Annotated in this window: 30 protein-coding genes and 2 pseudogenes; 15 read left to right on the plus strand and 17 right to left on the minus strand. The window is 64.1% G+C overall.

Features of this window, described 5'->3' with window-relative positions; all coding sequences use genetic code 11:
- Positions 1-51 precede the first annotated feature (51 nt).
- The gene (locus ACPPVR_RS24465) at positions 52-972 is read right to left on the minus strand and encodes a DMT family transporter (protein WP_426609134.1); all 921 of its coding nucleotides are present in this window, start codon (positions 970-972) and stop codon (positions 52-54) included.
- Positions 973-1,060: 88 nt separating this feature from the next.
- The gene (locus ACPPVR_RS24470; protein WP_426609135.1) at positions 1,061-1,504 is read right to left on the minus strand and encodes a nuclear transport factor 2 family protein; all 444 of its coding nucleotides are present in this window, start codon (positions 1,502-1,504) and stop codon (positions 1,061-1,063) included.
- A gap of 100 nt (positions 1,505-1,604) precedes the next feature.
- On the opposite strand from ACPPVR_RS24470, the pseudogene ACPPVR_RS24475 reads away from it, so the two are divergent.
- Positions 1,605-2,090, plus strand: a pseudogene (locus ACPPVR_RS24475) (bifunctional transcriptional activator/DNA repair enzyme AdaA); the annotation flags it as partial.
- A 469-nt stretch (positions 2,091-2,559) separates the two neighbouring features.
- Here ACPPVR_RS24475 and ACPPVR_RS24480 read toward each other — a convergent pair.
- Both ACPPVR_RS24480 and ACPPVR_RS24485 read right to left on the minus strand, forming a co-directional pair.
- Complete coding sequence (locus ACPPVR_RS24480) at positions 2,560-2,814, minus strand: hypothetical protein (protein WP_426609136.1); 255 nt, start codon at positions 2,812-2,814, stop codon at positions 2,560-2,562.
- 165 nt (positions 2,815-2,979) lie between these two features.
- Positions 2,980-3,144 carry a Flp family type IVb pilin gene (locus ACPPVR_RS24485; protein WP_426616174.1) on the minus strand — a complete coding sequence of 55 codons (165 nt, stop codon included), beginning with the start codon at positions 3,142-3,144 and terminating at the stop codon, positions 2,980-2,982.
- Between the two features lie 311 nt (positions 3,145-3,455).
- On the opposite strand from ACPPVR_RS24485, the gene ACPPVR_RS24490 reads away from it, so the two are divergent.
- Positions 3,456-4,754, plus strand: a complete 1,299-nt coding sequence (locus ACPPVR_RS24490; protein WP_426609137.1) for a hypothetical protein — start codon at positions 3,456-3,458, stop codon at positions 4,752-4,754.
- A gap of 8 nt (positions 4,755-4,762) precedes the next feature.
- On the opposite strand, the gene pdxY is transcribed toward ACPPVR_RS24490, so the two are convergent.
- Entirely contained in the window at positions 4,763-5,575 is an 813-nt protein-coding gene (gene pdxY, locus ACPPVR_RS24495; protein ID WP_426609138.1) for a pyridoxal kinase, read from the minus strand.
- A gap of 71 nt (positions 5,576-5,646) precedes the next feature.
- Positions 5,647-6,288 carry an FMN-binding negative transcriptional regulator gene (locus tag ACPPVR_RS24500; protein ID WP_426609139.1) on the minus strand — a complete coding sequence of 214 codons (642 nt, stop codon included), beginning with the start codon at positions 6,286-6,288 and terminating at the stop codon, positions 5,647-5,649.
- Positions 6,289-6,655: 367 nt separating this feature from the next.
- Here ACPPVR_RS24500 and ACPPVR_RS24505 point away from each other — a divergent pair, with 367 nt between their 5' ends.
- Positions 6,656-7,000 (plus strand): DMT family transporter, encoded by a 345-nt coding sequence (locus ACPPVR_RS24505; RefSeq protein WP_426609140.1) that lies wholly within the window; start codon positions 6,656-6,658, stop codon positions 6,998-7,000.
- Positions 7,000-7,569, plus strand: a complete 570-nt coding sequence (locus tag ACPPVR_RS24510) for a TetR/AcrR family transcriptional regulator (protein WP_426609141.1) — start codon at positions 7,000-7,002, stop codon at positions 7,567-7,569. The genes ACPPVR_RS24505 and ACPPVR_RS24510 overlap by 1 nt, the downstream gene beginning before the upstream one ends.
- A 335-nt stretch (positions 7,570-7,904) precedes the next feature.
- Here ACPPVR_RS24510 and ACPPVR_RS24515 read toward each other — a convergent pair whose 3' ends face one another.
- Together ACPPVR_RS24515 and ACPPVR_RS24520 are read right to left on the minus strand one after the other, a co-directional pair.
- Positions 7,905-8,225 (minus strand): hypothetical protein, encoded by a 321-nt coding sequence (locus tag ACPPVR_RS24515; protein WP_426616175.1) that lies wholly within the window; start codon positions 8,223-8,225, stop codon positions 7,905-7,907.
- Between the two features lie 71 nt (positions 8,226-8,296).
- Positions 8,297-8,569 carry a hypothetical protein gene (locus ACPPVR_RS24520; RefSeq protein ID WP_426609142.1) on the minus strand — a complete coding sequence of 91 codons (273 nt, stop codon included), beginning with the start codon at positions 8,567-8,569 and terminating at the stop codon, positions 8,297-8,299.
- 50 nt (positions 8,570-8,619) lie between these two features.
- On the opposite strand from ACPPVR_RS24520, the gene ACPPVR_RS24525 reads away from it, so the two are divergent.
- Positions 8,620-8,883: a DUF3551 domain-containing protein gene (locus ACPPVR_RS24525; RefSeq protein WP_426609143.1), complete on the plus strand. Its 264-nt coding sequence runs from the start codon at positions 8,620-8,622 to the stop codon at positions 8,881-8,883.
- 14 nt (positions 8,884-8,897) lie between these two features.
- Here the strand turns inward: ACPPVR_RS24525 and ACPPVR_RS24530 are convergent, their stop codons facing one another.
- Complete coding sequence (locus ACPPVR_RS24530) at positions 8,898-9,125, minus strand: hypothetical protein (protein WP_426609144.1); 228 nt, start codon at positions 9,123-9,125, stop codon at positions 8,898-8,900.
- Positions 9,126-9,286: 161 nt separating this feature from the next.
- Positions 9,287-11,209, minus strand: coding sequence for an FAD-binding monooxygenase (locus tag ACPPVR_RS24535; protein WP_426609145.1), 1,923 nt, complete (start codon positions 11,207-11,209; stop codon positions 9,287-9,289).
- Between the two features lie 104 nt (positions 11,210-11,313).
- Here ACPPVR_RS24535 and ACPPVR_RS24540 point away from each other — a divergent pair, with 104 nt between their 5' ends.
- Both ACPPVR_RS24540 and ACPPVR_RS24545 read left to right on the plus strand, forming a co-directional pair.
- Positions 11,314-11,778 (plus strand): MarR family winged helix-turn-helix transcriptional regulator, encoded by a 465-nt coding sequence (locus ACPPVR_RS24540; protein ID WP_426609146.1) that lies wholly within the window; start codon positions 11,314-11,316, stop codon positions 11,776-11,778.
- A 115-nt stretch (positions 11,779-11,893) separates the two neighbouring features.
- The gene (locus ACPPVR_RS24545) at positions 11,894-12,328 is read left to right on the plus strand and encodes a COG4315 family predicted lipoprotein (RefSeq protein ID WP_426609147.1); all 435 of its coding nucleotides are present in this window, start codon (positions 11,894-11,896) and stop codon (positions 12,326-12,328) included.
- Here ACPPVR_RS24545 and ACPPVR_RS24550 read toward each other — a convergent pair.
- Positions 12,325-12,546 (minus strand): hypothetical protein, encoded by a 222-nt coding sequence (locus ACPPVR_RS24550; protein WP_426609148.1) that lies wholly within the window; start codon positions 12,544-12,546, stop codon positions 12,325-12,327. The genes ACPPVR_RS24545 and ACPPVR_RS24550 overlap by 4 nt on opposite strands.
- 157 nt (positions 12,547-12,703) lie before the next feature.
- Positions 12,704-13,321, minus strand: a complete 618-nt coding sequence (locus tag ACPPVR_RS24555) for a L,D-transpeptidase (protein WP_426609149.1) — start codon at positions 13,319-13,321, stop codon at positions 12,704-12,706.
- Positions 13,322-13,581: 260 nt separating this feature from the next.
- Between ACPPVR_RS24555 and ACPPVR_RS24560 the strand changes: the two genes are divergently transcribed.
- From ACPPVR_RS24560 to ACPPVR_RS24580, 5 genes and pseudogenes are all read left to right on the plus strand, one after another.
- Positions 13,582-14,538, plus strand: a complete 957-nt coding sequence (locus ACPPVR_RS24560) for a hypothetical protein (RefSeq protein ID WP_426609150.1) — start codon at positions 13,582-13,584, stop codon at positions 14,536-14,538.
- A gap of 367 nt (positions 14,539-14,905) precedes the next feature.
- Positions 14,906-15,142, plus strand: a complete 237-nt coding sequence (locus tag ACPPVR_RS24565) for a DUF6894 family protein (RefSeq protein ID WP_426609151.1) — start codon at positions 14,906-14,908, stop codon at positions 15,140-15,142.
- 83 nt (positions 15,143-15,225) lie between these two features.
- Positions 15,226-15,615, plus strand: a complete 390-nt coding sequence (locus ACPPVR_RS24570) for a hypothetical protein (RefSeq protein ID WP_426609152.1) — start codon at positions 15,226-15,228, stop codon at positions 15,613-15,615.
- A 105-nt stretch (positions 15,616-15,720) separates the two neighbouring features.
- Positions 15,721-15,969 (plus strand): hypothetical protein, encoded by a 249-nt coding sequence (locus tag ACPPVR_RS24575; protein ID WP_426609153.1) that lies wholly within the window; start codon positions 15,721-15,723, stop codon positions 15,967-15,969.
- A 78-nt stretch (positions 15,970-16,047) separates the two neighbouring features.
- Positions 16,048-18,212: pseudogene (locus ACPPVR_RS24580) on the plus strand (PAS domain-containing protein).
- Positions 18,213-18,230: 18 nt separating this feature from the next.
- On the opposite strand, the gene ACPPVR_RS24585 reads toward ACPPVR_RS24580, so the two are convergent.
- The 4 genes from ACPPVR_RS24585 to minC form a co-directional block, all read right to left on the minus strand.
- Positions 18,231-18,416, minus strand: a complete 186-nt coding sequence (locus ACPPVR_RS24585; RefSeq protein ID WP_426609154.1) for a hypothetical protein — start codon at positions 18,414-18,416, stop codon at positions 18,231-18,233.
- A 171-nt stretch (positions 18,417-18,587) separates the two neighbouring features.
- Positions 18,588-18,869: a cell division topological specificity factor MinE gene (gene minE, locus ACPPVR_RS24590; RefSeq protein ID WP_426609155.1), complete on the minus strand. Its 282-nt coding sequence runs from the start codon at positions 18,867-18,869 to the stop codon at positions 18,588-18,590.
- On the minus strand, positions 18,866-19,681 hold the full coding sequence (gene minD, locus ACPPVR_RS24595) for a septum site-determining protein MinD (protein WP_426609156.1): 816 nt from the start codon (positions 19,679-19,681) through the stop codon (positions 18,866-18,868). Before minD ends, minE begins: the two co-directional genes overlap by 4 nt.
- 19 nt (positions 19,682-19,700) lie before the next feature.
- Positions 19,701-20,399: a septum site-determining protein MinC gene (gene minC, locus ACPPVR_RS24600; protein WP_426609157.1), complete on the minus strand. Its 699-nt coding sequence runs from the start codon at positions 20,397-20,399 to the stop codon at positions 19,701-19,703.
- A 391-nt stretch (positions 20,400-20,790) separates the two neighbouring features.
- On the opposite strand from minC, the gene panB reads away from it, so the two are divergent.
- Entirely contained in the window at positions 20,791-21,612 is an 822-nt protein-coding gene (panB, locus tag ACPPVR_RS24605) for a 3-methyl-2-oxobutanoate hydroxymethyltransferase (protein WP_426609158.1), read from the plus strand.
- 119 nt (positions 21,613-21,731) lie between these two features.
- On the opposite strand, the gene ACPPVR_RS24610 is transcribed toward panB, so the two are convergent.
- Positions 21,732-22,748: an ABC transporter substrate-binding protein gene (locus ACPPVR_RS24610; protein WP_426609159.1), complete on the minus strand. Its 1,017-nt coding sequence runs from the start codon at positions 22,746-22,748 to the stop codon at positions 21,732-21,734.
- 100 nt (positions 22,749-22,848) lie between these two features.
- Here ACPPVR_RS24610 and ACPPVR_RS24615 point away from each other — a divergent pair, with 100 nt between their 5' ends.
- Positions 22,849-23,496, plus strand: a complete 648-nt coding sequence (locus ACPPVR_RS24615; protein ID WP_426609160.1) for a TetR/AcrR family transcriptional regulator — start codon at positions 22,849-22,851, stop codon at positions 23,494-23,496.
- An 82-nt stretch (positions 23,497-23,578) separates the two neighbouring features.
- Entirely contained in the window at positions 23,579-24,349 is a 771-nt protein-coding gene (locus ACPPVR_RS24620; RefSeq protein ID WP_426609161.1) for an ABC transporter permease, read from the plus strand.
- Position 24,350: the final 1 nt, after the last annotated feature.

The following is a 24,350-nucleotide window of genomic DNA, read 5'->3' on the forward strand; positions in this document are numbered from 1 at the left end:
TACAAGTTCGGCGGTGCTCCGCTTGTCGCCAAATACTGAGCTGGCCACACCTCAGCTCTGTCGCTGAGCCAGATAAAACCCGCACAGCACCGTGACGAGGCCCGCGGCCTGCAACGCTGTCGGCGACTCGCCGAGCAGCAGCCAGCCGGTGAGCAGCGTCAGTGCCGGCACGCAAGCCGGGAACACCGCGGCGCGCGCCACGCCGAGACGCTGAACCGAGACGGCAAACAGGTAGAGCGCGGCAGGACCTGCGAGTACACCCTGCGCCAATGCCTGGATCGCATTCTCGCTGATGCCGATCGCCGCGATGCGCGCGAGGCCGCCGGTTGCAAGGTAGATCGGCAGCAGCGAGAGCGACAGCACGTTGATGACGAGCGCGGCCGACACGGCGGAGACGCGCCAGTGGCGCAGTAGCGCGCCGAAGCCTGCGAACATCAAGCCGGTGAGCACGAAGATGAGATCGCCCTGCACACCATCGACGCCGATATGGCCGAGCGATTCCGCGCCGATCACACCGAGGCCGCCGACGATGACGATCGCGCCGGCCAGCCGCGAGGCGGAGATCTTCTCTTTCAGGAACAAGGCTGCAAGCAGGAGGCCGCCCAGCGTAGCGCAAGACGGCTGGATCACGCTGCCATGGCCGAGCGGCACGAACAGGAATCCGGTGTAGGAGATCAGCGACATCACGGGGCCGCCAAGCACCATCAGCGCAAGGCCCCTGCCCCAGCCGATGCCGCAGAGATCGCTGACGCCCGCGCGCAGCACCAGTGGCAGGAATGCGATGCCGGACCAGACGTAGCGGTGCACGAGCAGATCGACCGGCGTGAAGCCGACCTTCAGGCCATGCCGCGTGCCGGCAAAACCCAGCGCCCAGAACAGCGCCGCCGACAGGCCCGAAAGGATGCCGATCAGTGCTGGCGCCGCATCGTTTGTTCGAGTGAGAGCGTCAGCGCCGCTCGTCCGCTGATCCATGGGGCAAGCCTTATGTCAGCGCGTGCATCGGCTCAACCCACGCGGTTGCAGGGCTGGCACGCAAGCGAGAATGCGAGAAGTCCGCTCATCACGCCCCCTCACCGAACACCATTCGCCATCCCTTGCGCGTGTCCATGTATTCCCGCACCTTGCCGATCCGGTCGCCAGCCACCGTGAACACGAAGCAATAGTCGTTCTCGTATGGTTTGCCGCCGGCAAGCGTGGCACGCATTCGCTCCTCCACGATCACGACATCGCCGTCGGCATAGACGCCGCGAAAGGCGATATCGACGGATGAGAACATCCGGTGCATCTCCTGCGCGATGAAGCGCGCGATCTGGTCCGCGCCAACCATGTGGTCGGTGTGATCGAGCGCCACTGCGGCGGCGTTGCCCTTCGGCGCGATCCATTCGGCATCGTCCGTGAAAAGCGCCGCGATGCGCTTCGCATCGCGCGACGAGAAGGTCTTCCAAGCGTTGAGGACGACGTCTTTCGGGCTGGTCACGAGGCGCTCTCCGGCTTGCATTGGCATGCCGCCTCCTAGGCCGCCATGGGCGTTGCGGCTCGCCACAATCGGACTCGGTCATCCCCCGCAGCCTTCCCCGTGCGCGCGCATGCGCTATCATGCGGCCATGCTGAGCTTCGACGACTGCAACGCCGCGCGCCTGCGCCGTGATCCCCGCTATGACGGCCGCTTCTTCACGGCGGTGAAGACCACAGGCATCTATTGCCGCCCGGTCTGTCCGGCCAAGCATCCGCTGACGCGCAACGTTGTCTATTATCCGACGGCGGCCGCCGCCGAAGCCGCAGGCTTCCGGCCCTGCCTGCGCTGCCGTCCCGAGACCGCGCCGTTCTGCCCGGCCTGGAACGGCACGCGCTCAACGGTCGCGCGCGCGGTGAAGCTCATCAATGAGGGCGCGCTCGACGAAGAATCCGTGGTGACGCTGGCAATGCGGCTCGGCATCTCCTCGCGCCATCTGGCGCGGCTGTTCGAGCGCCACGTCGGCGCAACGCCACAGCAGCTTGCCAAGACGCTCCGCGTCCAGCGCGCCAAACGCCTGCTCGACAGCAGCGATCACACCATGACGGATATCGCGTTCCAGGCCGGCTTCGGCAGCCTGCGCCGCTTCAACGCCGCCTTTGCCGAGCTCTACGGCCGTTCGCCGTCGAGCCTGCGCGCGGTGCGAGAACGGAGAGCGGAGCGTTCAGAAAAACCCGGGGCTGAGATCCAGCCCGTATGTCAGTCTGAGCACAAAAACGAACAACGCGGCGGCGGCGAACAGCGCTACGTGCCTGAGAATGGACGCGCGCGGTGCGGCGGTCGCAATGACGGCTTTCTGGGCGACGGGCATGATGGCCTCCGTTATGAAATCAATTATTGGCCGCTAGAGAAGCGGCGGCCGCATCAAGCGCCACCATCTGCAAAGCAACTATTAAAGAGATCACACCGGTCTTGAACGGCCGTACACAACATGGTCGTTGCGGCGATTTTCTTGGCCGCGAGAGTCTCAATCAGCGCATCGCATAAACGCGCGAGGCGGTGGGTCTCGCGCTCCGCGAGCCCACTGCTTCTGGTGCGATACCGGTTTAGCGGGCGCTGCCCGTGGTCACCGTCGCAGTCGTCAGCTTGCGCGGCGTCAGAACGCTCGCCTGGTGAACCGTGACGGTCCTTGCAGGTGCCGTCTCCTGCTGCTGCACATGCGCGGCGCCGAGCACGCGGACCTGCAAGGGCGAGACCGGGAAGCCGTTGGCTTCATAAGCCGGCAGTTCGGCGGCGAAGATTGCAGTCGAGCTTGCGATGGCAATGGCGGTGGCGGCGATGGAGAGGGTCAGTTTGTTCACTGTGATGCTCCTGAGTGAGGATTCGGAGCACATTTAAGCGCGATTTGCTGCAATGCGACATGCGCTGCTGCATCGCAACATCGCGCGGCACGCATGGCGATATTTTTAACGCGCACAGGCGCTTGCGCGACCGCGCCGCTGGGCAAGCCTCGAAGGATGACGGGATTATTTCAGCGCCGTCGCCAGCGCTTGCAGCTTCGCAACGAGATTGGTGCCCAATGCATAAATCACTTCAATAATCGCAAGCGCGATGCCCGCTGCGATCAAGCCGTATTCGATCGCAGTGGCACCGGATTCATCGGCAGCGAAGGCGGCCAACAAGCATTTCAATTTCACGTCGCATCCTTCCCAGATCTACCGGAGGTTGCCGGCGCGCGAGCAATGCACCACCACAATCCAAGATTGAGTGAATTCTGATCGCACAATTTGATGGTAATCTGGCGCCGTTTTAGCCTGTTTTTTCGCGCGCCAGCCGCTGGGACCGCACGGGAACTGGCGTTGCGTTCGGGCAACACTCGGCTGAAAAGCCATTTTTCGCTGATTTGTGCCATTGCACCGCCACATCGTCCCCCGAACTATTGACGCGCCGCGTGCTTGGCTGTGCAAACTGGTTCGCTCAGAACCTTTTGGAGGCGGGGATCATGAATGATCGGCGGTCTCTTATCGTAGCGGTCTCGTGCCCATCGGCCATGATGGTCGGCTGGCTGGCACTGTCCCTCTCCGCCTATGCGCCGGCCCTGATCGAGAACAGCGGCGCCAATGCGGCAGCCGTCTCCTGCGCCAAAGATATGACCGCCCGCGTCGAACTCTCAGACATCCCGCGCGCTGCGACCATTGATGATGGCATCGCGCTGACCGCCGACATCGCGGCCGCCGTGGCTGCGACGCCGAGCACGCCGACTGCTGAAGCGGCGTCGATCGAGACAGCCACCCCCATCAAGCTCGCCTCGGCCGATCCGACCGAGATGCTGCCGGCGGCCTTGCCCGCACCTCAGATCGCGCCCGAGCCCGCTCCCGTCGCCAGCGGAGCTGCGCCTGCGCCGGAGCCCGTCATCAAGCTTGCATCCGCCGATCCCGGTGACGTCGTGCCGTCCGAGACGCTGTCGCCTGCGGCGATCGCCGGAGGGCCCGTTGTCGAGAGCAAAGCGTCTCCGTCCGCCGACACCGTCGCCGTGCTCGACGAATGCTTCGCCATGGATGCCTGCATCGACCGCTATCTCTGGGCGCTCTACCAGCGCACGGCGAAGGAAGACTCGATCAAGGTCGAGGACCGCCGCGCCGTCACCATCAAGCGCAAGGGCAAGATGGTCACGGTGATGCGCAGCTTCACGAAGCTGGTCGACGAGGACTTTGGCTGGAAGGATCCGAAGGCGGCCGACCATGCCAACATGGCGCTGATGGACTACGTCATCGGCGGCATGGACAAGAGCTTCAAGCAAAAACTGTTTCGCACACTGCTCGCCGCCGAAGCCGCAGGCCTCTCGCCCGGCATCACCAGCGCATTCCGCGACAATTATCGGCAGTCGATCGCCAGCGGCCTGAAGGCGGCGTCCGATCGCTCCTATCACGGCGGCAGTTCGCGCGGCGGTTACGGCCACGGGCTTGCGGCCGATATCGTCAGCACCAAGGGCGACAATCGCGCGCAGCGCTGGGTCTCGACGGAAGTGCTGTGGAAATGGGTCGACGCCAACGGCAAGGCGCTCGGCATCGGCCGGCCCTATCTCGATCGCGACCCGCCGCATGTCGGCCCGATTGACGGTCCGGAATACATCTCCAAGCGCGGCGTCGCGAGCGACCGCAAGGAAGCCACCAACGCGAGGCACAGGAAGGTGCACGCCGCGGCACGCTCCAGGCCGCCAAAGGCACAAGCCGCGCGTGAGCAGAAGAGCCCGGCAAAACCGCAGAAGTCGGCGCAATCCGCTGCGAAGCGAGCGACCTGATCTACCTGTTACGCCCCCGACGTCGGCAGCGGCACGAGCCGCATCTCGGCTGATCCTGCCTCCTGCGTTCGAACCAGCACGGCGAAGATCGTCTCGACCGCAAGCCGCACCGCGGCCTCGATCGCCGTGCCCTTGGCGAGATGCGCCGCGATCAGGCCGGTCAGGAGATCGCCGGTGCCGTAGGGACGGATCGGCAGCCGCGGCGTCGCAAAGCGCGACAATTGCCCGTCCGCAGACAGAATCGTTTCCACCTGTCCTGCCGGCGTATCGTTGAGCGTACAGCCGGTGGCGACGATGTCGATCCGGCCCTGGCCTGCAATTGCAGCCGCTGCCGCGCGCAAAGTTTCTGTTTCCGCGATCGTGATGCCGGAAAGCAGCTCGAACTCGAACTGGTTCGGCGTGATCAGGCTTGCCGCCGGTAACAGCCTGTGCCGCACCACGTCCAAAATGCCGTCGGCGACATAGACGCGGCCGTCGTCGCCGATCACGGGGTCGCAGAGATAAACGAGCTTTGAATTCCGCGAGAGCGCGCGCTCGACGAAATCGGCGACGATTGCGGCGATGCCGGGCGAGCCAAGATAGCCGGTGACGAGCACGGCGGCTTCATCGATGAGGTCGCGCTCCTCGACGCCTTTGAGGAGATCGGCGACGAGCTCAGCCTCGAGCACGCGCCCGCGCAAGGTCGGATAGCGCGGATGGTTCGACAGCAGCGTCGTCGGAACCGCGGCGACGTTCACGCCCTCCGCCTGGATGGCATGGACGGCGGCGCTATTGCCGACATGGCCGTGGACCACCTGGCTTTGAATGGAGATGACGAGCATGCACGAACCTGTAGGACGGGTGAAGCGAAGCGATACTCATCAATCGCGCCGCGAGGCAAGCGTAACCGCGATCACGAAATCTCATACCCAAGACCCGGCCGCAGCGCCCGCATCTTCCGCGCCAACCGCTGGTGGCCCGTTTCCTCCGACTGCGCCAGCCGATCGGCAACCGCGACATGATCGGCATCGCCCTTGTGCTGGTTGAGCTTGGCCTGCCCCTCGACCTGATCGACCACGAGATCGACGACCCGGATCGCCGCCAGCATGCTCTCGCGCTTGCCGGGCTGCATCTGCGCGAGATCCCAAGGCTGCTTCGGCAGCCGCGCCTCGGAGACTGCCAGCAGCGCATCGCCATGGCCACGATTTTCACCCTCGCTGCACAGATGCGCCACGCCTGACAGGTGCACGGCCTCATAGAGCCAGGTCGAGACGTTCTCGCGCGAGGAATACCAGTCGTTGGAGATGTAGGCGTCGTCGCCGGCAACGATCAGCAGGAAGCGCCTGGCGCCGTCCGCAAGCTCCACCAGCGGGTTCTTCGCGGTGAAATGGATCTGCACAATCACCTGCCCGTCGCGCCGGCCGAGCACGAATGGCACGTGCGAGCCGCGCGGCCCCATCGCATCCGCCGCCACGATCACGCCGAAGCCGCGGTTGCCCGCAAATTCCAGCGCGCGCTGCTCCTCGATGCGGAACTGGGGTCGAAGGACGTGCATGGCGCGGCGCTCGATATCTGGACGAAGGACCGTGCGAGGCTAACCCATGATCTTGCGAAATCCGAAACGATATTGGGCCGCAAACGCAGATATCAGGAATGATTTCAACGCACGCCGCCGTCGCCGATTTACCCGACGCAGACCGGACGAGGATGATGGAAACGGCTATACGTCCACGGCTTTCGCCGAAGACGTCGAGCTCTCCGTGCGGATCAGTTTGGCGCATCGACACCATGTCCAGACTGCGTGCCAGCGTGTCGCAGGCTCGTCACTCACACGTGATATCCGCTCACGGCAAAAGCCGCATTGCGCGTGCTAAACATACCTACCGCGCGGTATCTTTGTCGTGCCTACGCTCGAGCTTATCATGACCACCGCCTTCAATGCCTATGCCGCGCTCGCCCTTGCCATCGTCTTCGAGGTGACGGCATCCGCATTCTTGCAGCAGTCCGCGCAGTTCACGCGGCCCTGGCCGACGCTGGCGATGGTGCTGCTCTATGTCGCCTCGTTCTACGCGCTGTCGGTCGCGATCCGGGTCATCCCCCTGAGCGTCGCCTATGCGATCTGGGGCGGCGTCGGGATCATCTTGACCGCTACCATCTCCTTCGTGCTGTTCCGCCAGATGCTGGACGCCGCGGCCTTCGTCGGCATCGCGCTGATCGTATCCGGGGTCGTGGTGATCAACCTGTTCTCGGGGACGACGGTGCACTGATGCCGGCAAGCGCCTACACCCGCGCCAAGCAGCCCGAGCAGGTCCGGCGCGCTTTGCTCGACTGCGCCGCGGCCATCGCCATGGACCATGGCGTGTCCGGTATCACGGTGCAGGCGGTGGCGGCGGCGGCCGGCGTCACCAAGGGCGGGCTGTTTCATCATTACGGCAGCAAGCAGGCCCTGATCGAGGGCCTGTTCGCCGATCTGCTCGCCCGCGTCGACGCCGAGATCGATGCCGCCATCGAAGCTGATCCGAAACCGCGCGGCAGTTTTACCCGCGCCTACGTCAATGCCGTGTTCACCGGCAAGGCCTTTGGCTTCGCCACGCCCTGGGCGGCGCTGAGCATGGTCGTCGTCACCGATCCGTCGCTACGCCAGCTCTGGAACGACTGGATGAAGGCGCGTCTGAAGCGCCACCGCACCACCGATGGCGGGCCCGAACTTCAGGTCGTTCGCCTCGCAGCCGACGGCGCCTGGCTGTCCTTCGTCACGACCGGACAGACCCGCATGAGCGCCGACCTCCGCGCCGTGCACGACTGGCTGATCGCGCAGACCCATCGGCGCAGGTAAACGCCCGTGCTCACGGCGCCGGCTTGATCTTGGCGCGCAACGATGCCGAATCCAAGATGCTGGGCAGGAAGCTGAAATTCGCCGAGGTCTTGCCATCCGGTAGCGTCGCGAAATTGTGGCAGCTCACGCACGAGCCTGGGCCGCGGCCCCGTTGTCGAGATAGTTCTGGATGAAGGTCTCCAGCGTCATGTTGGAGAGCATGCCGGGTACGGCGTTGAATGGGACTGGATTCGGCGGCGCCGGCGGTTGTGGTTTAATACCACCTCACAGCGCGCACCAAAATATTTCTACTTTTGATTGAATTCGCAGACGCGCGTCTGCTGAATGCGGTGGCTCTACTGGCTCTGCACCGGCTTGGGCGGACGCGATGCGGATCGAGCCGGCCGCGCGGCGGGCTTCGCCGCTGCACGCGGAGGCGGCACATCGACTGCTTCCAGATAGGCGGCGAGCGCCTTCGCAGTGTCGGAACTGGTCGCGTAGTGGTCTTTCAGGAACCAGGAGAGCGTGAGGCTGAAACGCCCCTTGGCAAGGCCTCGGGGGCTGCGATGGCAGTTCGCGCAACCGTCAGCGAACAGCTTTTCGGCCGATTTGCCGGCGTCGAGATTTTGCGCGGACGCAACCGTCCCCGTCAGCGCGACGGCGACAGCAAGAATCATCAGAGGCGCGATGACCTCGCGCCCCGGTCGAAATAGCGTTGTCAATGTCGTCCCCTAGCCCCGTCTTGCGATCACGCCGCCAGTAACTGATCAAACTCGGGCGGCGCGTAGGACTTGCCGTCCTGATCGGTGATGACGACCCGCCAGCCTTCGCTCGCCCAAACCTTCGCCTTTGCTACGATGAGCAACCGGCTCTCGCGGGCAAAACTGTACTTCGCATTGTCGCGTTCTGCGATCATTTTATAGGCCAATGCCCATCCCCTTGCGTTGCCCTGCACCCGTTCTCCGTGGCAGCGGGCTTTGGCGGCAATTCGCCGGGAGCGTGGCAATTTCGTGCCGTCCAAGGCAGCATTGTGCAGAGACACCGGTTCCAGCCGCACGACGGAGGTTGATCATGCGCACCATCATGAATGCGATTCTGCTTGCCGGGGGCTGGTTCGCCGCCGCACCTGCGGCCGCGCAGACCTACGATCCGCGCTATCCAGTCTGCATCGAGGTCTACACCATCGACGGCAGCACCATCGATTGCAGCTTCACGTCCATGGCGCAGTGCACAGCGACCGCCTCAGGGCAAGCCGCCCAGTGCTACGCCAATCCTTATGCAAGGCAGAGCCGCCAGCCGGGCCTTGGCCCATCGCCGCCGCGACGGAACCAATAGCGCCTGCGATCCGCTCAGTGGACGCGGATGACGTGTGGACGGCCGAGGTCGATCAACCCCTGCACGGCCGACAGACGGTCGTCCAGGGCAGCAATGGTCAGCAACAGATTGTTGCGGCGCTCGTCGAGCAGGCCCATCTCGGCGCCGGAGAGCTTTGGACTCGCCCGCTCCAGGTGGATGCCATCGAGGGATTTGCGCAGTCCGGCGATCAGGCCGGACAGCTGCTTGGCCTCTTTGGTCATCGACCGCTTCGCGACATTTTGGCGGCGCGTCTCCGCCTGACTCTGTCTCATCGTCATCCTCCCGTGCCCCGCCTGCCCCGAGTGGATGCTTGCAGCTTTCGATAGACATATTACGATCGATGAAATCCGCACGCGAAGAACTGTCTTAAATTGTAGGCGCCTTAGCCCGCCGGCAGTATGAACCCGTCGAAGTACGACGCGAGCTCGGCGAAGCCGTCGAGCGGCAGCACTTGCGCAACATACTGATCCGGCCGGACCACGACCATGCAGCCGGCCGTTCGATCGATGCCACGCATGGCGAAGATGTCATGGCCACTCTTGAGATCAGGGCAGTACATCTTCTCGTAGTCGATCAGGCTATAGCGGCCCTTGCGCGGCAGCAGCAGCGCGGGCATAGCCTCGACGGCGAGCTTGCGATGATCCTGCTGGAACACCGCACGCAGATCGATGACGGCGTCGATATCGGCGCCATCAGGCGTATATCGCCGCACCGGCGATTCCCTCGCTTCGGTGAGAAAGTTGCACAGACCGCGAATGGCAGAATTCGCCGCAGCGGGATCTTCGTCGCGCGAAAACGCATAGATGCGGAAGCGACCATCCGCCTGCGCAGCGTGGCCGAGATGGACGGGCTTTGCGTCCGCAAGCCGGATCACCGGCGCGGAGTGAAAGCGCGTGCCGACGGCAAGACCTTGCGCGAGATGCTGATGGGACGCAGTGCCGGTCAGGATCGACGGGCGATAATGCGTCGCCGTGCCCGCCGTGTAGCGGCCGTGTCTGATAAAATAGTCCTGCGTCTTCGCCGCATCGGCACCGCCGGCCTTGGCGGCGGAGGCCAAAATCCCGGCCCATTCGCGATCGAAATCAATCAGCTCTTTCGCGACCGCCTGGCGTTCGGCCGAATAGGAATGCAGCAGGCCCGGGGCGCATTGCTTGCGGATCACCTTGGCGAGCTTCCAACCGAGATTGAAAGCATCCTGCATCGAGACGTTCATGCCCTGCCCGGCCTTCGGACTGTGGGTGTGGCACGCATCGCCGGCGATGAAGATGCGCGGCAGCCGCGTTGCGATCTCGCTGTCCGGCACGTCGTCGAACTTGTCGGTCAGGCGCTGGCCGATCTCGTAGACCGACCACCAGGCAATCTCCTTCACCTCGAGCTTGTGCGGACTCAATATCCGCCGCGCCTTGGCGATCACGTCATCGGCGGTAATGTTGCGGTTGGCGACGCGCTCGCCGACGTCGAGCTTGGCGAGCTCGACATAGAGGCGAACCATGTAGCCGCCCTCGCGGGGAATGATGAGAAGGCTGCCGTCCTTCGCCGACTGGATCAGCGCCTTGAAGCGGATGTCGGGAAAATCGGTCACCGCCAGCACGTCCATCACGCCCCAGGCGTGGTTGGCGGAATCGCCGTGCAACTCGCGGCCGATCGATTTGCGCACGGTGCTGCGCGCGCCGTCGCAGCCGACGACATAGCGCGCCTTGATGGTCTCGACCTTGCCCTCGTTCTCTGCGTCGACCCGTTCGAGACGGACGGTCACCGCATGATCGGTGGGACCTGCGGCCGGATCGACCTGGAGATCGAGCAGACGCCGGCCGTAGTAAGGCTCGAGCTTGGCCGGTGACCTGCGCATGACGTCGAGAAAACCGTCATGGATGCGCGCCTGGTTGAGGATGACGTGCGGGAATTCCGACAGCCCGTCCTCGACATCCTGCACTCTTCCGCTGCGGACGATCCTGTCTGGCGCCCGCTCGTCCGGCTTCCAGAATGTCGTCTCGTTGACCCAATAAGCCTCCTTCAGCACGCGCTCGCTGAAGCCATAGGCGTGGAACATCTCCATGGTGCGGCAGGCGACACCGTCGGCCTGGCCGACCGAGAGACGCCCCGGCTTCTGCTCGACGATGCAGGTTTTGAAATCAGGGAATTGCGCAAGCTGGGCGGCAAGCGTCAGGCCCGCGGGGCCGCAGCCGACGATCAGGACATCAACCTGATCAGGCACGTCGCCAGCTGCGCCGGAGGCCTGAATACGCTCGGCGGGATCTGCGATTTCAGGATCGCCCGGCTGGAATCCATTCAGATGGAATTGCATGAGCACCTCTCCCGTCGATGTTCTATTTGGATATTGATCAGTATGCTGACTATCAGTATACTTGTCAATGATCGCACCCCTTCCCGCGCTCCGAGGAGAATTCGGTGAAAGACAACAACGACATGCCCGGGCACCTGGCGCGCCGGTTCCAGCAGATCGCGGTGGCGGTGTTTCTGGCGGAGGTCGGCAATGCCGGCTTCGACCTCACCCCGGTGCAGTACGCAGCGCTTGCGAGCATCAAGGCCAATCCGGGGCTCGACCAGGTGACGTTGGCCGGGCTGATCGCCTATGACCGCACCACCATCACCGGCGTGATCGATCGCCTGGTGCATAAGGGCCTTACGGAACGCCGCGCCAGTAGCCGCGACCGCCGCGCCCGCGAGCTCGAGATCACCGACGAAGGCAAACGCACACTGCGCAAGATCACGCCGGCCGTCGAATCCGCCCAGCGCATCATGCTGGGCGGCCTCAGTGCGAAGGAAAGCGAGGAGCTGATGCGGCTGATGCGCAAGGCCATCGCCGCCGGCAATGAGCTCAGCCGCGCGCCGCTGCGCGAAGCGCAGGCTTAGCTGGTATTCGGGTCCGCAATTGAATGCCATGAAACCTGGAACTAACCTTCGACCGCTATCGTCGGCCCAATTCGGCGCTTAATGCGCGATTAACTTTGCCGGTTTGGAGTTTCGGATGTTCAGGTTCGTTATTGTTGCCGCAGCGGTTGCGCTCTCGACCGCCCCTGCGCTTGCGAACGGGCATGGCGGCGGCGAAGCCGCTCCTGCGCCGAAGCCCGACGCCACGACCTCGCCGGCACGTGCCGTTCTGACCAAACAGGGTTCTAAGCTCGTCGACCTCAAGGGCATGACGCTCTATTTCTACGAGCGCGACACCAGCGGCAAGACATCGAGCTGTGACGGCAAATGCGCCGAGACCTGGATTCCGCTGGCTGCTCCCGCGGATGCCCAGGCGATCGGCGATTTCACGCCGATTACGCGTAAAGACGGCAGCAAGATGTGGGCCTTTCGCTATCGCCCACTCTACACGTCCGCGGCCGACAAGGCGCCGGGCGAAGCCAACGGCATCGCCACGACGCTGCAATGGCGCATCGCCCGTCCGGAAGATTAGGGCGCGAAAGGCGCTCGTCCATCGCTGCCCGACGGGCCCACGAGCTTGGCGTGGGCCGTGGAATCGACCGAGGCATAATTGACCTCCGGATTCCAGTGCAGCGCCGTGTACAGGACCAGTCCGGCCAGGATTGATCCGTAGAAGCCGAGCGTGGCCAGGCGCCATTTCCGCACAATACGGCGGTCGCTCTCATCCAATTGATAGAAGAATTTTTGCATGGTGCCTCCAATGGCAACGAGCCATTGAGACATAGCGCAAACCGGGCATGCCCCCTGTGAAGCAATTCACGTTTGGAAGGGCCGAGTGGACGATCGACCGGACCCATCATTCAAGCTTCAGTGAACGCGGCGGGCGCAACAGGTCAGGACGTTTGCCTCATCCGCGCCAGCCTGTTCCCGTCTCCAGCTGCGCGTTCTGCCCGGGCGGCAGCACCACGACGGTCGCGTTGAGCTTGACGCGATCGAACAGATCGATGACGTCCTCGTTGCGCATCCGGATGCAGCCCGACGAGATCGCCTGCCCGATATATTCGGGCTGGTTGGTGCCGTGGATGCGGTAGAGCGTGTCCTTGTTGCCGGCGTAGAGATAGATGCCGCGCGCGCCCAGCGGATTGGCGGGGCCGCCGGCGACGCGCGCCGGATACGGTCCGAGCCGCGCCTGGATTTCCGCTGTCGGTACCCAGTCGGGCCATTCCGCCAGACGGCCGACGCGGGCCACGCCGGAGAACGCCATCGCCTCCTCGCCGACCGCGACGCCGTAGCGGATCGCCTTGCCCTCCGGCAGCACGTAGTAGAGATAGCGCGCATCGGTATCGACCAGGATCGTGCCCGGCTGCTCCTTGCGCGGATAATCGACGACGTGACGGAGATATTGCTCGGGCACATTCGCCTGCGCGTAAGGCGCGTGCGACAGCAATTGTCGGTCGCGCGGCGTCATGTTCGCGTCGGTCGACGGCGAAAGCGTTGCCTGCATGCATCCGCCGAGCGAAAGCATAGCAACTGCGAAAATAGCGATTGATAGTTTTGGCACCGCCGGCCCCCCCGATAGCGGTTAGAAGCACCCCCAGCACCACTAGATGCTGCCCAAATCGTGCTCAAAACAAGGCAGTGCGCAACACGTGCCCGTGTTTGCCAGAGCAGGTTCCATCACCACAAACGGCGGAAGACCGTCGCAGAGTCTCCATCGCCGCGCCTTGCTTTGGTCAAACCCGGCTGGACTCGTGGCCTGACGACCATGGCTTCAAAGGAGCTGCGATGCTCGCCACGCTGAACAGCAGGCAAATCGTCGATGAGATCGTGAAGGATACGATGAAAGACAACGATCCGCATGACGCCGTCCAGATTTCGCCGGAAATGGTGCTGGCCTCGCGCACCCACAGCGATGCGCCGACTTTGGCTCCGGAGATCATGAACCGCCCGGAGCCGAAGATCGATGTCGCTCCCGCAGTTGCTGCGACGACGACGCCCTCCGTAGACACGGCGATCCGGGTGACCGCCAACGACATGCCCGGCCGGGAGAAGCGGTCTGCCGCCGGTCGATGGTTTCGCGGCGCGTTCATCACGATGCTGTTTGCCGGGGGAAGTGCCGCGGCCACCATCGTGTGGGAGAGCCACGGCGATACGGCAAGGCAAATGCTCGCCGAATGGACACCGTCATTGATGTCGTTGCTGCCGTCGACGTCGCCGGCAACGCCGGTCGCCATCGCGCAAGCCGCCCCGCCCGCGCCGGACGCCGCGACTGATCAGACCACCGACCAATCCACCGCACCGGTCGCGGCACAGAATGCCGCAGCCGCGCCCGCAGCCACACAATCCGTTGCGACGCAATCGCTGCAATCGATGACACGCGACGTCGCCGCGATGGCGCAGCAGATCGTCCAGCTCAAGGCCAACATCGCGGAGCTGAAGACCGCACAAGAGCAGATGGCGCGCGAGATGGTGAAGCTACCCGCGCCGAAGCCGGTCGCCGAGGCGAAGCCGATCGATCCACGCGCGCGAGTCTCTGCGCTGCCACCTCGGCCACCGGTTGCGCCGGTGCGCAAGCCGAAGCCGATCACCACACCGGCCTATACGCAGACATACGCGCCCACGGCGATTGCGCCGCCACCACCGCCGTCGCAGGCTGTCGCCGTCCCGCCGCCACCCGCAGCCACACAAGCGGTTGCCGATGACGACGGACCTGTCGTGCGGCCGCCGATGCCGGTGCACTAGCGATCATCACGCATCAGCGCGATCGTAATGCGACGCACGTTGTACGAGTCGGTGTGATACGTTGAGTCCGTGCGATTACGGTGATGCGTTGCTGCGCGCAAAGAGAAAAGGCCGTCGGGATCTAAGCCGCCGGCCTTCTCTTGCAACTGCCGGTTCCCGGAGCCCGGTTCTGTTGCAATTCCATGCCTAATGATCACGCCCGCATATTTAATAAAATCTTAACGCACCTGCATGCTGCACATGATTTTTGCGCCATAAGCACAGAGATTGCGCGGCCGCTTTATTCTGTAATAGTCGACTCAGTGGTACCATCCGCATGCGTTGAGACTCGTGCTGAAGACTTACGTCATCACACCGGGGAATTCGGATGCCCTACTACTATTTCGATCTTGTGGTTGGTGAAGAGTTCAAGAACCAGGGCGGCATTATCCTCGAAGACATCGAGGTCGCCTCCGATCGCGCCGATCAATTGGCCAACGAGCTGTCGCAGGTGAAGCCGGAGCTCCAGAGCAAGGGTTGCGCGGTGCGTGTCACCGATCGCGATCACAACGAGCTCTATCGCACGCCGCTTGATCCCGTACCGGCCTGGCAACGAACCGGCTAGGTCGTCAACCACTCCGCAATCCACCCATTGCGCAGTCGCTCTGCGGGCGCTAGCCTTCCCAAAAAATCGGGGAGGTCCAAGGAATGCGCTACGGTTTTCTGATTGCCGGATTGTTGCTGATCGCCGTGCCGGCCCAGGCTGACGACCACCCGCGCTCGACCTATGTGACGCTGGTGTTGCAGGCCTTCGCCGCCAAGGTCGAATGCCCCGGCACGGATGTGGTCTATCAGGATCTGGTGCAGAAGGCTCAGCAGATGCAGCTGCCCGACGGCACCACCGAGCAGGTGCGCAAGGCGATCGCCTACATGCACACCGGCGGCAAGATGGGCGAGAAGCAAACCGACGACATTATGGCGGAGGTTGCGGTGGCGACGCAGGCGACCGACCTCGACCAGCGCCGGCTCGGCATGGGCAATTGGTGCGAAAAGCAGAAGACCAACCTTGCCGGCCTGATCCGCGCCAAGGGCGGCTAGCTGCATTTCTCGCGGGCGTTAAGCACGCCGCGACGGAACCAGCGGGACGGCCAATAATCGTCACATTCCTCGCCAGCATGCGGGTTCTTCGAACTGGAGAACCACATGCGGATAGTGCATCTCGTTGTCGCCGGCGCGCTCGCGGCCAGCACGATGCTGGCTTTGCCGGCGCTCGCAAAGAATTCCGACGCCCAAAAGGGCGATGACAAATCGGCTACGTCATCCTGTAGCGCCTATCAGCAGGCGCCGGGCGGATCGTGGGAGCAGCTCCCCTGCAAGGAGACCGGCGAGCGTGAGCAGCCGCAAACCCAGCATAAGCCGACTACGCAGGGCGCGGTTCAGGGCGAGCACTAGCCGTCCAATCATGCGGGAACTCGCCGGTTCCGACCGGGTTAAGGTGGACGGCTTGCCGCGGTGCGTCCGCCCGCTAGAATGGCGTGGGCAGGCCGACGAGCGGCTTTGGAAACGCAAACCCCGCGAGCGCGTGTGGATTCGATCGAGTTTGAGGACCTGCATCGCCGGCTGAGGGCGCTTGAGGAGGAGAACGCACGCCTCAAGGCGCTCGGAGCGGCCGACCTCACCGAACGGCGAAGGGCGGAGTCCGCGCTCGCCGAGAGCGAGGGGCGCTACCGCACGCTTTTCAATTCGATCGACGAAGGTTTTTGCATCATCGAATTCTTTGACGGTCCGCACGGGCCGCTGAGCGACTACATCCATATCGAGGCCAACCCCGCCTATACCCAGCATGCGGGCATTCCGAATGTGGTCGGCCAGAAGCTCCGCGAGATGGTCCCGGCCGAAGCCGACGGCTGGGTCGAGCTTTATGGCGGCGTGCTGCGAACCGGGGTACCCATCCGCTTCGAGCGCGAGCTGGTCGCGACCGGCCGCTACCTCGAGCTTGCGGCCTTCAGGGTCGAGCCCGCCAGCCGCAAGCAGGTTGCCGTGCTGTTCCAGGACATCACCCAGCGCAAGCGCGCCGAAGTGGCGCTGCAACAGCTCAACGAGACGCTGGAAGCGCGGGTGGTCGCAGCGCTCGCCGAACGGAAGCTGATGGCCGACATCGTCGAGGGCACCAACGCCTTCGTCCAGGTCGTCGACCCGAACTTCCGGTGGCTCGCCATCAATGGCGCGTCGGCGCAGGAATTTCACCGGATTTTCGGCGTCTTGCCGAAGGTCGGTGACAATATGCTCGAGCTTCTGAAGGACCAGCCGGAGCACCGCGAGACCGTCCATGCCATCTGGTCGAAGGCCCTTGCAGGCGAGGAGTTCGTTGAGATCGCCGAATTCGGCGATCTCAGGCGCGCCCGCCGATCCTACGAAATGCGCTTCAATTGCCTGCGCAACGGCGATGGTCAGCTTCTTGGCGCCTACCAGTTCGTCTACGACGTCACCGAACGCCTGAGGGAGCAGGAGCGCCTGCGCGAGACCGAGGAAGCGCTGCGCCAGTCGCAGAAGATGGAGGCGGTCGGCCAGTTGACCGGCGGCATCGCCCACGACTTCAACAATCTGCTCACCGGCATCACAGGCTCGCTGGAGCTGTTGCAGACACGGCTTGGCCAGGGCCGGATCAAGGAGATCGACCGCTACGTCAATGCGGCGCAAGGCGCAGCCAGGCGCGCGGCAGCGCTCACGCATCGCCTGCTCGCCTTCTCGCGACGGCAGACGCTGGATCCGAGGCCAACCGACCTCAACCGGCTGGCGATGGGCATGGAGGAGCTGATCCGCCGCACGGTCGGGCCTGAGATTGCGCTCGAGGTCGTCACGGCCGGTGGATTGTGGGCAACGCTGATCGACGCCCCACAGCTCGAAAACGCGCTGCTCAACCTCTGCATCAACGCGCGTGACGCCATGCGGGGGGCGGTCGAATCACGATCGAGACCGCCAACCGCTGGCTCGACGAGCATGGCGCGGGCGAGCGCGATCTCGAGCCCGGGCAATATGTCTCGCTCTGCGTCACCGACACCGGCACGGGCATGGCACCCGATGTGATCGAGCGTGCCTTCGATCCGTTCTTCACTACCAAGCCGATCGGCCAGGGCACTGGCCTTGGCCTTTCGATGGTCTACGGCTTCGTGCGCCAGTCCGGTGGCCAGGTCCGCATCTATTCCGAGGTCGGCCAGGGCACCACCATGTACCTCTATCTGCCGCGGCATTACGGCAAGGAGGCTGACAGGCCGTCGGCGCTGACCACCAAAAGCCCGGTGCGCGCGCAGGCCAGCCATACCATCCTGATCGTTGATGACGAGCCTTCGATCCGCATGCTGCTGATGGATGCGCTGGAAGAGATCGGCTTTGACGTCATCGAGGCGCATGATGGTCCGACCGGACTGAACATCCTGCAATCGGACGTGACCATCGACCTTCTCATCACCGATGTCGGCCTGCCCGGCGGCATCAACGGCCGCCAGCTCGCGGATGCCGCGCGCGCGACCCGGCCGGCGCTGAAGGTGCTGTTCATCACCGGCTATGCGGAGAACGCGATCATCGGGAATGGCCAACTCGCGCCGGGCATGCAGGTGCTGACCAAGCCGTTTGTCGTCGAGGCGCTGGCAGGCCGCGTGCTCGATATGATCAAGGACGGAACCGGACCGGGTTGACGTCCCGTTTCCCGCAAATCAGCTCTGGTGCGGACCGCGGATGATCTTCATGGCGTCCTCGATGTGGCGCCACTCGTTCGCGTCCTCCGCCTCGCCGCGGCCCTCGCAGGCCTGGGCCTGCTCGGCGGCCTTCGCGATCGCAGCAAAGCCGTGCTTCTCGAGCATCTGCCGTGCGACGGTGTGAACTTGGAGCTCGGACATCATGGGCGCTCTCCTGTTTGATGAAGCCGCGGTGCGCTCGCGTCCCGCGGGCTTTCGACAACGATCGAGCCGCGCGTCTCGTTCCGCTTACCCACCCAAACGACAAAGGCGGCCCGCTATGCCCAGCGGACCGCCTTTTCACCCACCCCAAACCTGAGTCTTCGGCCGGGTCCCCTACCCGACCGCCGCGCGTTTGCGCTCGAAATCGTTAGGCACCTCGATATCGACCTCCAGGGTCGATACCGCGTCGCCGCGATCGAGCCGGACGATGACCTTGGCCGGATCCAGCGTGACGTGCCTGGACACGACGGCGAGAATTTCCTCACGCAGAACGCCGAGCAGATCGGGCTGGCCGCGCAGTCCGCGTTCATGGGCAAGCAGGATCTGCAACCGTTCGCGTGCGACCGGAGCAGAGGCCTTGTTGCCACGGAGAAGTCGGAGCAGACCCATGCTCATGCAGCCCTCCGTCGCAGCAGACGATCCATGAAGCGCTTGCGCTCGGTCGGCACCTGCATCGGTACGGTGTCACCGCACAGCCGGCGCGCCGCGTCGATATAGGCCCGTGCAGGTGCACCCTCCACGTTCGACAGCGTCACCGGCGTGCCGACGTTGGAGGCGCGCAGCACGTCCTGGCTCTCGGGGATGATGCCGAGCAGAGGCGTTGCGAGGATTTCGAGGATGTCGTCGATGGTCAGCATCTCGCCGCGCGCGGCGCGGGAGGGATCATAGCGGGTGATGAGAATGTGCTTCTCGACGCGCTCGCCCTTCTCGGCCCGCACCGTCTTGGAATCGAGCATGCCGATGATGCGGTCGGAATCGCGCACCGAGGAGACTTCCGGATTGGTGACGATCACGGCTTCGTCTGCAAAGCGCATCGCCATGGAGGCTCCGCGCTCGATGCCGGCCGGGCTGTCGCAGATCACCCAGTCGAAACGGCTGCGCAGATCGTCGATGACCTTGCCCACGCCCTCTTCCGTCAGCGCGTCCTTGTCGCGGGTTTGCGAGGCCGGTAGCAGCCACAGATTCTCGAGCCGCTTGTCGCGGATCAACGCCTGCGGCAACTTGGCCACGCCCTGCACCACGTTGATGAGGTCGAACACGACGCGGCGCTCGGCGCCCATCACGAGGTCGAGGTTGCGCAGGCCGACGTCGAAGTCGACGACGACGACCTTGTCGCCGCGTTGCGCGAGCGCGGCTCCCAGCGCGGCGGTCGTCGTCGTCTTGCCGACGCCGCCTTTGCCTGATGTCACGACCAGTACCTTTGCCATTTCTGAAATCTCCTTCTGGTCAGTTCAGCGCGGTAATTCGCATGGTGTCGCCTTGCAGCCAGGCTTGGGCCGGCCGGCCGCGCAAGGCCGCGTCGATATCGTCGGCGGTCTGATAAAACCCATCGATTGCAAGCAGTTCGGCTTCGATCTTCTGGCAATAGATGCGCGCGCTAGTGTGCCCGTTCACGCCAGCCATGGCGCGGCCGCGCAGCGCGCCGTAGATGTGGATGGAGCCGCCGGCGACGACCTCGGCGCCGGAGCCGACCGAGCCGAGAATGGTGACGTCGCCTTCCGGGAAGATCACCGTCTGGCCCGAGCGCACGGGGGCCTCTAATAGCAGCGACGTCGGCTTGGTCTCAACCTTCGTCTCAGGCTTCTTCGGCGCGCTCGGCTCGACCACGCAGCTGCGTCCGCCCGACAGCAGCGGCGGCATCGTTGGGGTCAGCCGCGCTTCCTCCACGCCCTCGATGCCGAGCACGCGAATGTTGCGGTCCTGAAGGCTGGTGAGCAGATGATTGATGCCGGATTGGCTGAGCTCGACCGACGACAGGTCGATCACGACGGGCCGGCCGGCAAAGAAGCCCGGCGAGCGCGCGATGGTGGTGTCGATCTCCTGGAGCCAGTCCTGGATCGGAACGGTCGGTACGAACACGAAGGCCACATAGGAGCGCCCGCGCAGGCGAACCATTTGGCGTTGGACTTTTGCTACAGCCTCCATAGCGGCCGACTCGTTCCCTGTTATTGAATGGTTAACGATGCGACCGAGATGGTTAATGGCCGGTTAATTTCTCCGTGGGGTTACGTCGGCGGGGGTGGCTCGGCTAGGGGGCTGGGACGCCCCCTCCCCGTCATCCTGAGGTGCGAGGCAGGGGACGCAACGCGTCCCATGGGGAGCCTCGAAGGATGCACGGCCCAGCTGCAGCCTGGCCGTCGCCCTTTGAGGGCCGCTGAAGAAGCGGCCACCTCAGGGTGACGGCGATGGATGAGCGCTCGCTGCCTGCGCCCCGCCTCTCCTTCTTCACCTTTGCTCGCGTCCATTGTGATCGCACGCCCGATTGACACGGTCGCACCATCTGGTTTCGATCCCGCCCCCGCGGGAGGAGCCGATCATGTCAATCCAGTCTTCCATCCGTCGCAAGACTGCGCCCGATATCCGAGCCCGCAAGCGCGGCGAGCCGATCGTCATGCTGACGTCCTATCACGCCCATTCCGCAGCGCTGGTGGATCGGCATTGCGACGTCATTCTGGTCGGCGATTCCCTCGGCAACGTCATGCACGGCTTCGAGACCACGGTGCCTGTCACGCTCGACATGATGATCCTTCAGGGCGCCGCGGTGATGCGCGGCTCGAAGCAGGCGCTGGTCGTCGTCGACATGCCGTTCGGCTCGTATGAAGCATCCCCGGAACAGGCCTTCAACGCCGCGGTCCGGATCATGAAAGAAACGCAATGCGGCGCGGTGAAGCTTGAAGGCGGCGTCCGCATGGCTGAGACGATCGCATTCCTGTCCGGGCGCGGCATCCCGGTGATGGGCCACATTGGTCTGACGCCGCAATCCATCAACACGCTCGGTTCGTTTCGTGCCCAGGGGCGCAACGAGGTGGACTGGGGCCCGATCGAGGACCATGCGAAGGCGGTCGCCGAAGCCGGTGCGTTCTCGGTCGTCGTCGAAGCCGTGGCCGAACCGCTGGCGCGCAAGATCACGGAGACGATTGCGATCCCCACCATCGGCATCGGTGCGAGCGCGGCCTGCGACGGCCAGGTGCTCGTGCTCGAAGACATGCTCGGGCTGTCGCCGCGAACCCCGAAATTCGTCCGGCGCTACGGCGATCTCGGTCCGGCCATTGAAGCGGCGGTCAAGGCGTATGCCACCGACGTGCGGTCACGCGCCTTTCCCGGACCTGAACACGTCTACGCGATGAAGAAAAGCTGACGATGCGCGGCCAGCGCTTCTGCTTGTAGCCCGGATGGAACGAAGCGCAATCCGGGAAACCTGCAGCCGAGGATGCACTGTTCCGGATTTCGCTGAACTCCATCCGGGCTACGGGTGCCCTACTTCTTCACCTTGCCTGCATCCATTTTGACGGCGGGATCCAGCATCTTGGTCGTGAACGCCGTGCTCACGTCGAACGGCTTCTCCATCCCGAGATAGGTCTGGACCAGCTCGTAATCCTTCTTCATCCGCTCGCCGTCGATCCAGCCGAGCGCCTTCGTCGTCGTGAACTCGTCCGTCATCAGATATTTGATGCGCTCCCACTGGCGCTCCTGGTTCTCCTTGTCGAGGCCGGAGACCTGGTCGAGCAACGCCTTCAGGCAGGGCGTAACGTCGGCAACGCAGGCCGCGAACGCCTTTTGCGAGACGCGGACGAAATCCTCGACGACCTTCGGATTCTTCTGGAGATAAGCGCCGTTGACGATCAGCGAGTTGCCGTAAGGATTGAGCCCGATGTCCTTCCAGTTGACGTAGCCGAGATCGGGCCCGAACTCGATCACCTTTAAATCGTGCTCGTTGTAGAAATCGCTGATGATGTCGACGGTGTGGCTCTTCAGCGCGGCGATCTTCGCGGTCGGCCCGATATTGACGAAGCTGACGGCATCAGGCGCAAGGCCTGCTGCCTTGGCAAAGGCCGGCCACATCACGCGCGAGGCGTCGCCGGGCGGATTGCCGATCTTGTGGCCGGCAAAGTCCTTCACGCCATTCACGCCATAGCTCTTCAGCCAGTAGAAGGTCTGGCCGGTGTTGGCATAGACGCTCATGACGGCAACGGTGTCGGCGCCCTTGCTCTTGGCCACCAGCATGGTGGCGAGATCGGCGACGCCGAACGGCGAGCCGCCGGAGCCGACCTTGGCGGCGGAGACGCCGGAGCCCTTGCCGATCTCGATGGTGAGGTCGATGCCGGCCTTCTCGTACCAGCCCTGCGCCTTGGCGTAATAATAGGGCGAGTGGTCGGCCGTCGGCGTCCAGTTCAGGATCAGATTGACCGCCTCGCCCGCATTCGCGGGCACCGCCGGCACCCCGAGCATCAGGGCCAACACCAGAGCCGAGCCCGCCGCCTGCAAACGCTTCATCGCATCTCTCCTCATTGCCGCGACCCGGCTTGTCGCTCTCCCCATGTGAGGCTACCAATGCAACAAGCCCGTCCCCGACTTGTCAACTGTTTGGTTGGAAATGCCCGCAAAACGATCAGGCGACACCGTGCCGCAACGGCGCGACCCCGTCGCCACCCGCAAGAAACTGCTCAGTGCGGCGCGCCAGGAATTCGCAGCGCACGGCTTTGCAGGCGCCCGCGTCGACGAGATCGCGGAGCGCGCCGGCGTCAACAAGCAGCTGGTCTATCACTACTTCGGCGACAAGGACGCGCTCTACCTCGCCGTGCTCGAATGGGTCTATGAGGACATCCGCGAGCAGGAGCGCCGGCTCAATCTCGAAGGCCTGCCGCCGGAAAAAGCGATCCGCACACTGATCGAGGCCTCGTTCGATCACCTCGCGGCAAACCCTGATTTCATCGTGCTTTTGAACGACGAGAACCGCGGCGGCGCCCGCCACGTCCGCGGCTCGACACGGCTCGAGGCGATGCATTCCCCTCTGGTCAAGAGCGTCTCCCACATCCTCCACGAAGGCGTGCGCGCCGGGATCTTCCGCAAGGGGATCGACCCCGTCCAGCTCTACATCTCCATCGCAGGCTTGAGTTATTTCTTCTTCTCCAACACGCCGACGCTGTCGGCGATCTTCGGCAAGGACCTGTCTAGCCGCACGGCGCGGCGCGCCCGCCGCAGGCATGTCGCCGATCTGGTGTTGCAGTCGCTCCGGCCCTAATCAACCAACTGGTTGAAACTTTGGCCGAGGCCGGTTAGGCTTGTCGTCGCGGCAAGGTCGCCGCACCAACAGGGAGCAAACGGTGGCAGGTGACGGAGCAAGTCCGGCACGCAGCTTCGCGATCATCCTGATCGTGCACCTGGCCGTGCTCGTGCTCTGGCAGGTCCTGGTCGACGCCTTCCATGTGCCGAAATTCATCCTGCCCTCCCCGCTGGCGACGGTGCAGACGCTGGGAACCGCGAGCTACGCCTGGGGTGCCAACACGCTGGTCACGGCCGTCGAGATCCTCGGTGGTTTTGCGCTCGGCGCCGTCGTTGGGGTCGCATTTGCCGTGATCTTCAGCTGGGCGCCGCTGGTCAGCCTGGTGCTGCTGCCGCTGTTCGTGACGCTCAACATGATCCCGAAGGTCGCGCTCGGCCCGCTCCTGATCGTCTGGTTCTCCTACGGCATCGTGCCGAACATCCTGATCGCCTTCAGCATCTGCTTCTTTCCGATCCTGCTCACGACCGCGCGCGGCTTGCGCGAGGTCGAGCCGGACCTGCTCGATCTCGTCAAATCGCTGCGCGGCTCGCGCTGGACGCTGTTCCGCAAGATCCAGCTGCCGGGATCGCTGCCTTACATCTTCTCCGGCATGAAGGTTGGCGCCATCCTCGCGGTCGCCGGCGCCATCGTCGGCGAGTTCATCGCCTCCGAGCGCGGGCTCGGCTACCTCATGATCCAGGTGCAGTCGTCGCTCGACACGCCCGCGATGGTGATGGCCGTCGTGCTGCTGACGCTGCTCGGGGTCGCCCTCTACGGCCTCGTCCTCGCCCTCGAACGCATGTTCGTGGTCGGCGACGCAAGACAGACTTGAA

It is taken from the genome of Bradyrhizobium sp. McL0616 (assembly GCF_049993385.1).
Taxonomy (GTDB): Bacteria; Pseudomonadota; Alphaproteobacteria; order Rhizobiales; family Xanthobacteraceae; genus Bradyrhizobium.